This window comes from Anabaena catenula FACHB-362 (assembly GCF_014698735.1).
GTDB classification, from domain to species: Bacteria; Cyanobacteriota; Cyanobacteriia; order Cyanobacteriales; family Nostocaceae; genus Anabaena; species Anabaena variabilis_A.
The window spans coordinates 1-14,483 of the sequence record NZ_JACJTQ010000011.1 but is presented as its reverse complement, the minus strand read 5'-3'; the positions used below and the strand labels follow the sequence as shown (position 1 = coordinate 14,483).

Sequence of the window (14,483 nt, the reverse complement as noted above, 5' to 3'; positions counted from 1 at the left end):
CTGTACATGGATTTCAGTCTAGTTTTACAACAATTATTAAACGGGTTATCCATTGGCAGTGTTTACGCAATTTTTGCTTTGGGGTATACCTTGGTTTACTCAATTTTGGGCATCATTAATTTAGCACATGGGGCAATTTTTACTTTGGGGGCATATTTTACTTATGCACTCATGGGCGGTAATTTTGGCTTTAGTGGTTTGTTAGCTAATGCGGCTTTACCTGTAAAATTGCCCTTTGCAATATCTTTGATTTTAGGTAGTACCTTGGCAGGTTTAGTAGGGGTTGTGATGGAACGTATCGCTTTTCAACCTCTGCGCCGGAAAGGTTCTGACCCGTTATTAACTGTGGTTTCTAGTTTGGGTGTGGCGGTAGTCATTGTCAATTTAATTCAATATTTAGTAGGAGCAGAAAGTTATACTTTCCCTGCTGACACTTTTGGTAATTTACCCGCAGCAATTAATTTTGGTAGTGTAGATAAACCAATTCCAATTCGCAGTGTACAATTGGTAATTTTTGGCGTTTCTGTAGTAATTGTGGCGATTCTCACCTACTTTATTAATTCTACAAAATATGGGAAAGCAATGCAAGCGATCGCCGAAGATCAAGTAACCGCAAGTTTGTTAGGAATTAACACAGATCAGTTTATTGTCCTCACATTTTTTATCAGCAGTTTCTTAGCGGGATTAGCTGGAACTTTGGTGGCTTCTAGTGTGAGTATTGCTGGTCCTTATTTCGGGATTGGTTTTGGTTTACGGGGTTTAGCCGTCATTGTTTTAGGTGGTTTAGGGAGTATTCCCGGTGCGGTTTTAGGAGGTTTAGTTATTGGCGTAATAGAGGCTTTAGTACCTAGTGAATATTCTGGCTATAAAGATGCTGTTGCTTTTGGCATATTATTTATTATGCTATTAATTAGACCCCAAGGTTTACTCGGTAAGAAATTTATTCAAAAGGTGTAGAAACATAGAAATTATTGCCAATATTTTCTGAAGAATTATGAATGAATTTTTCTCAACTTACGGTTCTTTAATTGTCTCAATGGTCTTAGGTTCGCTGCTAGGTCTATCACTTTACTTACCATTAATGACCGGTCAATTATCTCTAGCCAGCCCTGGATTTTATGCTTTAGGTGGCTATATTGCAGCGATTCTTTCTACCAAAGTCTTTACATCTAACAGTGAATTATTTCCTATTCCTCTGCTGTTATTAGAGATGTTAATCGCTGGGATTATTTCGGGATTATTAGGTGTTGTTGTGGGCGTTCCCGCGTTAAGATTACGGGGAATTTATTTAGCAATAGCCACCATCGCATTTGTGGAAGTGTTGCGGGTTATTTCCCTGAATTTAGAAATTACAGGTGGTGCTGTTGGCATTTTTGGCATTCCTCAACCTTTCCAAACATCGATTGAATATTTATGGATTGCGCTGCCATTATTAATTATTAGTATGCTGGTACTTTATCGCCTAGAACGTATTCGTGTTGGTAGGGCTTTTATTGCTATTCGTGAAGATGAATTAGCAGCGGGTGCAATGGGAATTAACCCTACTTACCATAAAGTTTTAGCCTTTACTTTAGGAGCAATTCTCGCTGGTATTGTCGGTGCAATTAGCGCCCACTTTCTCAATACTTGGAATGCTCGTCAAGGAACATTTGATGCTAGTATTATCTACTTAACTTTTGTATTAATTGGTGGTTCTAGAACCTTTTTAGGTTCGGTCTTAGGAGGAATGGTATTTACAGCCTTACCGGAAATTTTAAGAAATTTAGCGGAAACAACTGGGTTTCCAGATTGGTTAGCGCATTTTTTAAGAGATGGTAGATTAATTATTTTTGGGTTATTAATTGTCATTGGTACAATATTTTTTCCTCAAGGTTTAGTGACTCCAGATATTTTCAAAAAGTTACGCAGAATTAAACAATAGTTATATGGAAATCACTCAGGAAAAAAGCACAAACATTATTTTAGAAATGAAGGAATTAACCCGCAGTTTTGGCGGTTTAGTAGCGGTAAATAATGTTTCATTTACAGTAAATAAACAGGAAATTTTTGGTTTAATTGGTCCTAATGGTGCTGGTAAAACCACAATGTTTAATTTAATTACAGCTTTAATTCCCCCTTCTAGCGGCAAATTACTTTATCAAGGTAAAGAAATTTCTCAACTTAAACCGTATCAAATTGCTAGTTTAGGTATTGCTAGAACTTTTCAAAACATTCGATTATTTGGAGATTTATCAGCTTTAGAAAATGTGATAATTGCCAGACATTTGCATAATAAAACTAATATAATCACAGGTATTTTAGGTTTACCATTTGCAGCGAATGAGGAAAATAAAAGTAAACAGAAAGCTTTAGAATTATTAGAGTTGATTGGTTTGACATCTCGTGCAGAAGAAAAAGCCAAAAACTTAGCCTACGGTGATCAACGTCGATTAGAAATAGCTCGTGCTTTAGCTTTAGAACCGCAAATTTTACTCTTGGATGAACCTGCGGCCGGGATGAACCCTAGTGAAAAACAGCAGTTAAGTGAATTTATTCGCAATTTGCGCTATCGCTTTAATTTAACGATTATCCTGATTGAGCATCATGTACCATTAGTCATGGGTTTGTGTGACACAATTGCAGTTTTAGATTTTGGACAATTGATTGCTTTGGGTGAACCATCTATAGTGAGAAATAACCCTGCTGTAATCGAAGCTTATTTAGGAACTGAATGAGGATTTAAACCACTGATGAACGCCGCTCAACGACAATTAATTGATGAAATAGTATTAGAATTGCAAGAGCTTGATGTTAGCTATGGCGGTATAAGAGCTTTGAAAAAAATTAATTTAACTATTAACAGGGGTGAAGTGGTGACGTTGATAGGTGCTAATGGTGCTGGTAAAACTACCACCCTCCGCGCTATCTCCAAAATAGTTAATTCTCAAAGTGGAAATATTCTTTATAGCGGACGTAATATTACTCGTCGTCAAGCTCATGAAGTTGTCAAGTTAGGTATCGCTCATTCTCCTGAAGGAAGAAGAGTATTAGCCAAACAAACAGTTTTTGATAACTTGCTGTTGGGTGCTTATATTCGTTCAGATAATAAAGAGATACAGACGGATATTCAAAAGCAATTTCAGCTATTTCCTAGGTTAGCACAAAGACGCAACCAACTAGCAGGAACTCTCAGCGGTGGTGAACAACAAATGTTAGCCATAGCTCGTGCCTTAATGAGTAGACCGAAACTTTTACTTTTAGATGAACCAAGTTTAGGTTTAGCACCTGCTATCGTTAAAGAAATTTTTGCAATTATTCAAAATTTGCGGGATACAGGTGTTACTATTTTACTTGTTGAACAAAACGCTAATTTAGCTTTGCAAATTGCAGATCGCGGTTATGTTTTAGAAGCTGGTTCTATCACTTTAACCGGTGCAGCATCAGAGTTAATTACTGATGAGCGAGTTAAAAAGGCTTATTTAGGTTAAAGAATTGAAATTATGCAGCTTCAGCAATTTTTAGTCGCATCTTCCTTATTAATAACTAGCCTAGCATTACCTGATATCGCTGCTGCTCAAAAACCTGGTACTCCGGGTAAATTTGATTTTTATGTATTAACTCTATCTTGGTCGCCTGATTATTGTGCTAAAAATGGTAATCGTGACCCCCAGCAGTGCAAACCAGGAAAGAAATATGGTTTTGTTCTACATGGTCTTTGGCCACAATATCAAAAAGGTTATCCCGCTAACTGTACAACTGAAAAATTACCGCCATTAGTCAAACAAAAGTTTAGAGGTTTATTTCCCAATGAGAAGCTTTATAATCATGAATGGGAAAAACATGGAACTTGTTCGGGTAAAAAACCTATCGAATATCTAGCATTAAGTAGACAGTTAAAATATTCTCTAGTTATTCCCACAGATTATAATCGTCCTGACAAACCTTTTCGCACTACAGTGAAAGATTTGAAAACTGCCTTTGTAAGTGCTAATAGCAAATTTAATGTTGATAGTATAGCACCATATTGTTCTGATTCTGGCAGGTTTTTAAAAGAAGTCTTCTTTTGCTATTCTAAAGATGGTCAAGCTGGTATTTGTAGCGAAGAAATTTTGAGACGTTCTCGAAAAAGTTGTGGTCAGGCTAATTTTTTGGTGAGAAATGTGAGGTAGTTAGGTAAAATTGAATAAATTTAAGGCATGGGAACAATAAATATATTCATTCAGATTCACAGATCTTGCTAGGTAAACCAACTGTTAAAGGTACTCGTCTTTCAGTAGAATTTCTGTTAGGTTTGTTTGCTGCTGGATGGTCACAAGAACAAATTCTTGATAATTATCCTACACTTACACCCGAAGCATTACAGGCCGTTTTCGCGTTTGCGGCTGAGTGTATGCGTGAGGAAACTTTATAAACTCTACCATTATCAACTCAGGCAGGATAATGCGATTTCTAGCTAAATTACGAAATATAACACTTATGTCCTAATATTTAAATTGCACCTGATTATACCTGTAAAATTTCCCCCCATGAGTCAAATCATCTGGATCGCAAGACACGCCAACCGCCTCGACTTTGTCAACCCTGATTGGTTTCTCACCGCCGAAAAAAGGTATGATCCACCTTTATCAGATGATGGCATGGTGCAGGCGCAACAACTAGCAAAACGTCTCAAAGGTGAAAAAATATCCCAGATTTTCGCTTCTCCATTTCTGCGAACAGTACAAACAGCTAACGCAGTTGCAGAAGTGCTGAATTTACCAATTAAATTAGAAACAGGCTTAAGTGAGTGGCTAAATCCAGAATGGATGACAGAAGAACCAAAAAGACACTCTACACTAGCTTTAGCAGCATTATTCCCCAGAATTGACACCAGCTACACATCACGCATTGCCGCACAATACCCCGAAACCCATGAAAAAGTGCGGGAACGTTCTGGACAAACAGCCAGATGTCTAGCGGCTGAATTCTTCCCAGATGATATCCTACTGATAGCACATGGCGCTTCTGTACTGGGGGGAGCAATGGGACTAGTTGGCGAAATTGCTAAAACAGAAGTTAAAGCTTCCTTATGTTCTTTAGTTAAAGTCGTACGTCAAGAGTCAGAATGGTTGCTAGAACTAAAGGGAGATACTTCCCATTTGACTCAAATAGAAGAAATGGTGAGATTTGTATAAGTCAGGAGTCAGGAGTCAGGAGGAGGCAGTGCGGTGGACGGGTTCCCCGGCATAAAGCAACTGCCGTTCAGGAGTCAGAATATTTGATAAATCAGTAGATGATCAAGTAGTGATTTTTGGCGTAAACCTGAAAAATCTAACTGCTGTTTGCTGATAGCTAAATAATTACAGCACAAGTAACTAACTGATAAATTTTATGACATTGCTACTAGCAGGAGATATTGGTGGGACGAAAACTATTTTGCGCTTGGTGGAATCCTCAGATTCATTAGGGTTAAAAACTCTTTATGAGGAGAGTTACCGCAGTGGGGATTTTGCTGATTTAGTGCCGATAGTGCAGAAGTTTTTGGCAACTGCGAATACATCCACACCCGAAAAAGCCTGTTTTGGAATTGCCGGCCCAGTAGTTAAAAATACTGCCAGACTAACTAACTTAACATGGTTTTTAGATACAGAACGTTTAGCCCAAGAATTAGGTATTCTCTCCATTTCCCTAATTAATGACTTTGCGGCTGTGGGCTATGGCATTTTTGGTTTAACTAAACAAGATTTGCTGACTTTACAAGTTGGTAAACACCAACCAGAAGCGCCAATGGCGGTTATTGGTGCGGGAACTGGCTTAGGACAAGGATTTTTAATTAAACAGGGAAATCATTATCATGTTTTTCCCTCAGAAGGTGGACACGCAGATTTTGCACCCCGCACCGAGTTAGAATTTCAGTTGTTGAAATACTTATTGGATAAACATGGTATTCAACGGGCTTCTGTAGAAAGGGTTGTTTCCGGCTTAGGGATTACTTCCATTTACCAATTTTTGCGAGATAGACAATTAGCCACCGAATCACCAGAAATTTCCCAAGTTGTCAGAAGTTGGGAACAAGAAGCGGGAAAATCAGAAAAAACAGTCGATCCTGGTGCGGTTATTGGGAGTGCAGCCTTGGCTAAAAGCGATCGCCTTTCTGAACAAACCATGCAACTATTTATAGAGGCTTACGGTGCAGAAGCCGGCAATCTCGCCCTCAAACTCTTACCCCACGGTGGATTATACATTGCGGGTGGCATCGCACCCAAAATCCTGCCTTTAATGCAGAATGGGAGCTTCTTATTAAACTTCACCCAAAAAGGCAGAATGCGCTCGATTTTAGAAGAAATACCCGTACATATAATTCTTAATCAACAAGTAGGATTAATTGGTGCGGCTGTGTGTGCAGCTAGGTTATAAATAGCAGAAACCATCAAATCTGCATCTGCGAATGCTATAAATATGACTATCAAAATTTTACTACCTTTCATCGTTGCCACTTTTGTATACAGTGGTTATGTTTCAGCCGAAGCGCGTCAACCCAAACCAGCGGTTTCTCCTAGTAAACCGACTGTTCCTAAAGTAGTGCAGCCAAAATGGAAGGTATTCACTCCCCCAGATAAAAGTTTTCAGGTTTTAATGCCAGGAAGACCGAAAAGAAAAACTCAAGTCCAAAAAACCTACATGGGAGAAATAAAATTAGAAATATTTGCCACCCAACCACCAGAACAGGAAGTTGCATATTTAGTAACTTACAATGAATTTCCCTATAGCTATGCTCAAATGACTAACCCCCAAAAAATCTTGAATCAAGCCCAGGATAACACCTTAAAAGCTACACAAAGCAATTTAGTTAGTCAACGTAATATTCGTAGTTCCAATGGGCAACCGGGGAAAGAAATTGAGTATGTAGATTCCGCTGGTAAGGTAACTATCAACAGAATGTATGTTGCGGAAGGGCGCTTGTATCAGGTCATAGGTATAGTTTCTAAAAAACAGCGTTCGACTTTAGCTAAAACCATCACGGGGTATTTGAATTCCTTTCAATTGGTTTTGAGAAAGTGAAAATCTGGGGCTAGACAAGCAAAGCCCGCGTAGGCGGGCTAAATGCATTTTAGATGTTTTTAGCCTCGACTTCCAGTCGTATGGGATGAGGGTAAATTGAGCGATATTGGACGAAATTTGTGTGTAAGGGCTTTAGCCTTATAATTAGTTAGTATTGTAAAACTTTGCCGAATATTAGCCACAACATCCTCATAATTAAAATTACGATATGAGCGAAATTAAACCACAATTACCAACTGACACCTGGATAGTAGGAACGTGGGATCAATATATGCAAACCATTGACAATCGTGTTGATGAAAAAGCTAAAACCTACTACCACAATGGACAAATGAGGGTGGAAATGCCATCCGTGGGCAATGACCACGCCAGCGATCATACAATTATTATCTCTGCTATTGGCATTTTTGTGGCTACCAAAGGCATTGATATGAATGGTAAAGATAACTGTACTTACCAAAAAATAGGCTTGGATGCTCAACCTGATGTATCTTACTACATTGGAGAAAATGCCAATATTATTCCCTACGGTACTTCCATCATTAATCTAGATATTTATCCACCGCCAAATTTAGTCATTGAGGTTGCTCATAATTCCCTGGCTGATGATAAGGGTGAAAAAAGATTAATATATGAGGATTTAGGTGTAGCTGAATATTGGATAGTTGATGTGCAGAATGTGCAGATAATTGCTTTTGCGATGGAAAATGGCGGCAGTAGAAGAATTACTCAATCTCAAGTTTTATCAGGATTATCCATAACTTTACTCAATGAAGCATTACAACGAACTCGAATGATGAATCATGGTCAAGTTTGTGCTTGGTTATTAACTGAATTTCAGCAATAACTAATTGAAAATTCAATTTAATTGCGGCTGGTCTAATTTCAGGGATGAGGCGGGGAATTTTTTACTTAAATTGTCAATTTTTCCCCCGGCTACCCTCTGCCTCAATTGACTGGGAATGCCTATCAGGAGGCTCCGCCTCCCACTCTTACGGTAGAACAAAATTTTAAAACTTTTTCTACCTGTTTGGGTGCTTTCATTTCTTTAAATAGCTGAATTGCCTGGTAAAAATTTTCTTGACTTTCATCAAACTTTCTCATATTTCGATAAGTTAAACCTAGTTGAAAATAAGCTTCAGCTAAATCACATTTAGCGCCTATTTTATCCAAAAGTTCAATTGCTTCTGTATGATTATTCAGGGCTAATTGAAAATCAGCTTGTTGTCGATGTATTTCTGCCAAACCATTGAGAGTTTTGGCTTTTACCTGCATATAATTACTTTCCTCAGCAAAATTTAGGGCGTTGTGAAACATCTCCTTTCCCTTAGAAAAGTCCCCTAAATTGACATAGGTTTGACCGAGAATCTGAATAAAATATGCAAATCTTCCTGCTTGTTCTAAAAGGTTTTCTGTAGTAATATTTTGATAGGCTGCATCTGCTAGTAAATAAGATGCCTCTCGCTTTCCTAAATAAGAATTTACTAAAGCTAAACACACAGAAGCTTTTTCTGCCCAGCGATGATGATCAGTATTTTGAGCTAGGTAAATTACCTGTTGAAATAAGCTTGCAGATGCCTCTAGTTCCCACAAATCTATTTTGTAAAGACCCATACTTAAGAGAGAGTCTACTTCTAGCATTCGCAGATAGTAGACTTTATGTTTATTCTCTGGTTGGGGAACTATTGATTTAAGCGCTTGTGTCGCTAAGGTGATAGTTTTTTCTTGACAGGCAATGGCTAAATCAATTTTACCTGTTATCCAATACAAATCACCTAAAATATTATATAATTCAGTTAGATTTTGGTCATTTTTAATATCGCCAATAATCTGAGTGATAGCAGTAAGTACAGGTTGAATAAAACCCATACGATAAAGCGTACTTCCAAGGGGCAAAAACTGCCGCCATTGATTATCACGACTTTTGAGGATTACCTTAGCTGCTAACTCAAACTCATTGATTTCTACATAATGATAATAAGCTTCTAGTGCTTGTAAAGCATCTGGAAAAGTTTCAATTTTTGAAATAGTGGCTGTCCAGAATTCTGCGGCTTTTTGGTTAGCAGTTTTCCATTCATTATTGTCAACCCGCGTTAACGCTTCTGCCCGAATCACTGGATGCAGCCAATATTCACCTTTGCGACATTCAATTAAAGACCGATTTCTTAAAGAAGCAATGATTTGACGATGTTGAGAAATTGGTACATCCCAAAGTAAACAAATCAGTCCTTGTGATGGGATGGTGGGTACATCTTGGTAACGATAACATCCCAAACGGCAAAGTAGGCGATATGCTTGGGAATCAAGATTTTGTAGACGGTTAATTTGACTCACAGCTAAATTTTTTAAGTCTGTCACCGCTAGGGGGTCTGCATGATTTTCTTGCCAATAAGCAATCATATCACCATCAAAATCTTCCTGAATTGCACCGCAGAGAATACCCATTGCTTTCGCATTTCCACCATAGGCGTGATGGATAATTTGCAGAGTGGGTGAGTCGATGGGTAGGCTTAACCGTGCGCTAAAAAATTGTCGCCATACAGTACAATCTAAGCCAGGAAGCCGATAGTGATTGACATTCAGCCCAGGTTCACTCAGGCGATCGCGACTCGTAATTATCGTCACAGATTGCACCCTAGCATCAGCTAAAACCCGCAATAGTTCCACATAGTTGCGGTGAGGGGTAATCAAGCGTCCTTGGTGGTCTAGGGCAGGTTCTAGGTTATCAATTAATATCCCAATGCGCCGGTTGTGGAGTTGGCGCTTCAGTCGTCCCAATGTCACCCCAAATTCTACCCCTGGTTCTTCGTGAAAGTCTTGTTTTAACCACTCTTCAACCACTCGTTCTGCTGGGGTGATGTTTTGAGTTTCCTTGGCCATCAGCAACTCTAAAACCAACTCAAAACCTTGATTTTGCAGATATTGCTGGGCTAGAGTAGTTTTACCTAAACCGCCTTCCCCTTGGATGACAATCACTTTAGATCCTTGATTCACCAAAGTATTGAGATGTGCGATCGCATTTTTTCTGCCTATAAAATTGCTATCTTCTCGTTGTACAGCGAGGTTTGGCGTTTCTGGGAGGTGGTGAGGGAGGGAATCAAGTAAACTAGAAATTACACCTGTTTTCTTAATACATCGTTCCAGAATTGCGCGACAATTACCTTTAGTAATCTTTTGCCGCAGTGCTTGAGAAAGCAACTTCCACAACTGAGAACCAACATCTTTGGCGTGTCCTTCAGTACAGCCATAATAAATGGCAATATCGAAGTATTTGCGACCATACCAAACTTGCTGAAGTATAACTTTTTGCAAATCGCTCAACCGTTCCCCGGTCTGAGCAGGAATTATGGTTTCTAACCATGCTAATGCTGCTTCAGCTTCCATTTTGCCACGACGAGGGTAGTTTAGATCAAAATTAATAGTCCTCTCTACAATTTCACCGCCTACATTTTCGGATAAATTGCCCCCAATCCGACTTTTTTTCCGACTTGTCTAACTGTATAGAAATGTTACACGCCTCATTTCTATATTAGCTTAACCGGGAAACTCACCAATTTTATCTAGGATAATAAACTCAGGTTTACCAATTGTGCCACTTGATTTCATCGTTTCCTGAACCATTGGATCATTGAGAAATTCTTCAAAAGCTTCTTTATTTTCCCATTCAAATAGTACCCAGACTGTATTCTCTTCTGCCACAACTTTAAATATCTCAGAACCTTTACTGCCGTGTTTTTTCCGCATCTCAACACCACGAGTTGAGAATACACCGACGAATTTTTCCAGGTCTTCAATGAATGCTTTAGCCAGTATGGTAATCATAAATGTTTTGCTTTATGGTCTTTAAAAGTCCCTAACGGTAGTGTAATATCCACCGCTGCAACGCATTATAACCTGTCAACATAAGATTTGACCATAAATATACATCGCACAACCGACTTTTTACCCTACTTCACCCGACTGACAAACAATAGGGGGGTTGCTTAAGCTATGGGGTAAAGAGGTAAAAATCAAAGTTTTAAAAATATGCTTAACACCCTCACCCCACACACCGCAAATTTAGCAATTCAAAAAACACAACGCCGCATTAATTTCTTAATAAATCATTATCTCGCAGTTGACAAATTACAAGACCGATTGCAAGATTTACCATTACAATTTCAAAATCCCCAAACCCGACCTTGGAAAGTTATTAACTGGGAAGCAATAAATTGTGGGCAAATAATTGGTATTAAACCAGAGATATTTCTATCTATTCTCATAGGTGCGATGGATACAGAAGCCCCCATCCGCGACTATACCCAAACAAGCCGCCAATATTTAACAAAATTACACCCTCAAATGGCTCGTTTTGTGGGGGGAACTGTGGCGGAAGATGGTAAATTGTTAGAGTTAGGCTTGTGGGAAAAAGAAGAACGTCAACACACGCCGGCATTAATCAAGATTTATACACAACTCACAGGGGAGAAAATTACCCCAAAATTTCGCATAGTCCGGGGTTATCTCCCTTCTAATGACCCCTACGAAGATTTATATCGTCATGGCTTACACCGAGTTGCGACTGAATACGGTGCTACTTGTCTTTATCTGTGGATGATGGCACATACCACCGGCGCACTTCAAGAGGTTTTAGAGGAATTGGTACAGGATGAAATCAACCACATGACGAAATTCTGGGGGTTTGGGGTATGGCTTTACCCCGATACTTCTATTATCCGCATTGGACGGACGCTGATGAAAACACGTTCGCCAAATTACCAGCGAAATAGCCTCATCCGGACTCTGCGTCGCATGATGGGAACACTCAATTGGAATTCTTGGACTTTGAGTAATAAAGCAACTCTGATTTTTACCTTCACTTCTGCAATGCGTCATTTGTGGGGTTGGAATAATAGCCTCACACCAGATTATTTACAAGACTTGTTTGGTGTTTCTGTGAGTGAAGAAATGAAAGATAGAGATTTTAACCATCTTGCAAAAATACAGGTTCAGGATTTTTAGAAACACAGATAAATACAGATAAACACCCAATACGGTTCGGTTAACGTTTAAATCGAAGATCCCCCCAACCCCCCTTAAAAAGAGGGGCTTTTAACTCTCTTTTACCCCCTTTTTAAGGGGGTCGCCGCAGACGGGGGGATCTTAACAGAACCGTATTGGATGAACACCGATAAATTCTTCATCTGTGTTTATCTGTGTTCATCTGTGATTGAACTTTATTAATTTTCTACATCAAATAAAAATGAATACTCAACCATTCTCCAAATTACCCGCCGATTTAAATCCTCAAAATTTACCTCAACACGTAGCTATTATTATGGATGGTAATGGACGATGGGCTAAAGGACGAAGTTTACCCCGAATTGCTGGACATCGCCAAGGTGCGAGGACGCTTAAGGAACTATTACGATGTTGTAAAGATTGGGGAATTAAAGCACTTACAGCTTACGCTTTTTCTACAGAAAATTGGCGACGACCAACTGAAGAAGTAGATTTTCTAATGCTGTTGTTTGAACGACTTTTGCGCCAAGAGTTAGCACAAATGCACCGGGAAGGTGTGCGAATCTCGTTTATTGGTGATTTGTCAGATTTACCCAAGTCTTTACAAGCAGAAATGCAGCATTCGATGATAGAAACTGCAAATAATCAGGCAATTCATTTTAATGTGGCAGTTAATTATGGTAGCCGAAATGAAATAATCACCGCCTGTCGTCAGTTAGGGGAATTGGTGCAACTGGGAGAAATAAATCCCCAAGAAATAAATGAAAGTCTGGTGACGAAATACCTTTATACAGCAGATATCCCAGAACCAGATTTGCTGATTCGCACCAGTGGCGAAATGCGGTTGAGTAATTTTTTATTGTGGCAAATGGCGTATACAGAGATGTATTTTACTGATATTCTCTGGCCAGATTTTGACCGAGTAGCCTTTCATCAGGCGTTGTTAAGTTACCAAAAACGCGATCGCCGTTTTGGTCAAGTTAAACCTTCCCTATCTGCCTGAAAATAAAACTTGAATTCACTTAAAAATCAAATCCAAACGCTGCTGAGATGCTTTGAGGGCTTCGGCTGGGGAACTTTTACCTAATAACACCGCTTCAATTGCCCTGCCTAAATTATCGGAAACGCGATTATAACCAGGAAAGATAGGACGCGATCGCCCAAATTTTGCTTGATCTAAGAATACCTTTAATTGTGGCTGTTTTTGGAGAAACTCTTGATATTTGGCACTTTGACGAGATTTGACATTGATTGGTAAATAGCCTGTTCCCAGTGCTAATTCCGTCTGAAACTCTTCACTCAAAGCATATTCAGCAAATTTAAAGGCGGCTTGTTCCCGTTCCGGTGTAGTCTTAAAAAGGAATAGATTCTCGCCACCAATAACCGTCGCAGGTTGTTTCCCCGCAGGAATGGGAAAAACACCAAAATCTACACCACTCTGTTTAAATTCCCCTAAACTCCACGGGACTGTGATCTGCATTGCCACTTTACCTGTTACCAAGGCATTGATCTCATAACCCCGTTCTGGTTCAGATAGTACTGCCGTACCATCTGTAATTAAATTCCGCCAAAATTGCAAAGCAGCGATCGCACCTTGATTCTCTTCCAACACCACTCCATCTGCTTTTTGGGAATCACCACTCACCAATTCACCGCCACCACTCCACATAAATGGCAACCAAGTGAAGACGGTAAACTCTCCCTTACCCAGCGGCAGAAGCATACCATGTTGATCAATTTTGCGATCGCTATGCGGGTGTTGTTGCCCATCGCCATTCTGATCACGAATTAATTTCTTAGCAACTTGCCGCAACTCCTCCCAAGTCCGGGGTAATTGAGTAATTGCGGCAGCTTGAAACAAACTTGGGCGATAAAAAACACCGACGTTATTTGTCGCAAAGGGTACAGACCAAATCTGACCTTGGTATTCCATTGAAGCATACAAGGTAGGGTCAATTTCCTTTGTGATTGGTGAGTTTTCTAACTGCTCATCCAAAGTTAAAATAGCACCCAACTCTAGTAATTGTCCGGTAATTGTCGGGTTATACCACAACAAATCAGGGGGGGCATTACCTACCACCGCTGCCAAAATCTTTGGCGTTTGCTGATCTTGTTGTCCCACATAAAGAGACTCAACCTGTATATCTGCGTGGGTTTGATTAAATTTGTCTACCAGCTTTTGCAAAACATCCCGATTTGGCGGCGGATTTACCCCCTGCCACAGGGTTAAATGTATCACTTTAGCTGCATTAACCGATGGCACAGGCTGACATCCGCCTAAAGCTAGTAAGCCCACAAGCAGCAAGCTAGTAACATAGAGTTGTAAATTTTTGCTTTTTCGCCAGCCCAAGCTGAGGGTTAATTAACAGTAGCTAAAAAACTAACAATTACTACCAATTACTCACTTATGCTTCCATGCTAAGTCATCTGCTATGAGTGACTATCTTGGGATTTGGCTGTAA

General features: G+C 39.5%; 15 protein-coding genes. 12 read left to right on the top strand and 3 right to left on the bottom strand.

Translation table 11 applies throughout. From position 1 onward, the window contains the following. Positions 1-6 precede the first annotated feature (6 nt). The 10 genes from H6G68_RS09540 (at position 7) to H6G68_RS09495 (ending at position 7,867) form a co-directional block, all read left to right on the top strand. The gene (locus tag H6G68_RS09540) at positions 7-957 is read left to right on the top strand and encodes a branched-chain amino acid ABC transporter permease (protein ID WP_190906423.1); all 951 of its coding nucleotides are present in this window, start codon (positions 7-9) and stop codon (positions 955-957) included. A gap of 37 nt (positions 958-994) precedes the next feature. Further along, complete coding sequence (locus H6G68_RS09535; RefSeq protein WP_190906422.1) at positions 995-1,921, top strand: branched-chain amino acid ABC transporter permease; 927 nt, start codon at positions 995-997, stop codon at positions 1,919-1,921. A 4-nt stretch (positions 1,922-1,925) separates the two neighbouring features. Continuing rightward, positions 1,926-2,714, top strand: coding sequence for an ABC transporter ATP-binding protein (locus H6G68_RS09530; RefSeq protein ID WP_190906421.1), 789 nt, complete (start codon positions 1,926-1,928; stop codon positions 2,712-2,714). Between the two features lie 15 nt (positions 2,715-2,729). After that, positions 2,730-3,467 carry an ABC transporter ATP-binding protein gene (locus tag H6G68_RS09525; protein ID WP_190906420.1) on the top strand — a complete coding sequence of 246 codons (738 nt, stop codon included), beginning with the start codon at positions 2,730-2,732 and terminating at the stop codon, positions 3,465-3,467. Positions 3,468-3,479: 12 nt separating this feature from the next. Then, a complete protein-coding gene (locus H6G68_RS09520; protein WP_190906419.1) occupies positions 3,480-4,148 on the top strand; it encodes a ribonuclease T2 family protein in 669 nt (222 codons plus the stop codon). Positions 4,149-4,162: 14 nt separating this feature from the next. Then, positions 4,163-4,390 carry a DUF433 domain-containing protein gene (locus tag H6G68_RS09515; protein ID WP_190906499.1) on the top strand — a complete coding sequence of 76 codons (228 nt, stop codon included), beginning with the start codon at positions 4,163-4,165 and terminating at the stop codon, positions 4,388-4,390. 115 nt (positions 4,391-4,505) lie between these two features. Continuing rightward, positions 4,506-5,153: a histidine phosphatase family protein gene (locus H6G68_RS09510; protein WP_127053651.1), complete on the top strand. Its 648-nt coding sequence runs from the start codon at positions 4,506-4,508 to the stop codon at positions 5,151-5,153. A gap of 196 nt (positions 5,154-5,349) precedes the next feature. Beyond that, positions 5,350-6,375: a glucokinase gene (locus tag H6G68_RS09505; RefSeq protein WP_190906418.1), complete on the top strand. Its 1,026-nt coding sequence runs from the start codon at positions 5,350-5,352 to the stop codon at positions 6,373-6,375. A 42-nt stretch (positions 6,376-6,417) separates the two neighbouring features. Next, positions 6,418-7,020 carry a hypothetical protein gene (locus H6G68_RS09500; protein ID WP_190906417.1) on the top strand — a complete coding sequence of 201 codons (603 nt, stop codon included), beginning with the start codon at positions 6,418-6,420 and terminating at the stop codon, positions 7,018-7,020. 208 nt (positions 7,021-7,228) lie between these two features. Continuing rightward, positions 7,229-7,867, top strand: coding sequence for a Uma2 family endonuclease (locus tag H6G68_RS09495; protein WP_190906416.1), 639 nt, complete (start codon positions 7,229-7,231; stop codon positions 7,865-7,867). 122 nt (positions 7,868-7,989) lie between these two features. Here the strand turns inward: H6G68_RS09495 and H6G68_RS09490 are convergent, their stop codons facing one another. Together H6G68_RS09490 and H6G68_RS09485 are read right to left on the bottom strand one after the other, a co-directional pair. Continuing rightward, entirely contained in the window at positions 7,990-10,404 is a 2,415-nt protein-coding gene (locus H6G68_RS09490) for a helix-turn-helix domain-containing protein (RefSeq protein WP_190906415.1), read from the bottom strand. A gap of 150 nt (positions 10,405-10,554) precedes the next feature. Continuing rightward, positions 10,555-10,842 carry an antibiotic biosynthesis monooxygenase gene (locus H6G68_RS09485; RefSeq protein WP_190906414.1) on the bottom strand — a complete coding sequence of 96 codons (288 nt, stop codon included), beginning with the start codon at positions 10,840-10,842 and terminating at the stop codon, positions 10,555-10,557. Positions 10,843-11,046: 204 nt separating this feature from the next. Between H6G68_RS09485 and H6G68_RS09480 the strand changes: the two genes are divergently transcribed. Together H6G68_RS09480 and H6G68_RS09475 are read left to right on the top strand one after the other, a co-directional pair. Next, positions 11,047-12,021 (top strand): ferritin-like domain-containing protein, encoded by a 975-nt coding sequence (locus H6G68_RS09480; protein ID WP_242045204.1) that lies wholly within the window; start codon positions 11,047-11,049, stop codon positions 12,019-12,021. Between the two features lie 241 nt (positions 12,022-12,262). Further along, on the top strand, positions 12,263-13,024 hold the full coding sequence (locus H6G68_RS09475) for an isoprenyl transferase (protein WP_190906413.1): 762 nt from the start codon (positions 12,263-12,265) through the stop codon (positions 13,022-13,024). 15 nt (positions 13,025-13,039) lie between these two features. On the opposite strand, the gene H6G68_RS09470 is transcribed toward H6G68_RS09475, so the two are convergent. Beyond that, positions 13,040-14,371 (bottom strand): ABC transporter substrate-binding protein, encoded by a 1,332-nt coding sequence (locus H6G68_RS09470; RefSeq protein ID WP_190906412.1) that lies wholly within the window; start codon positions 14,369-14,371, stop codon positions 13,040-13,042. Positions 14,372-14,483: the final 112 nt, after the last annotated feature.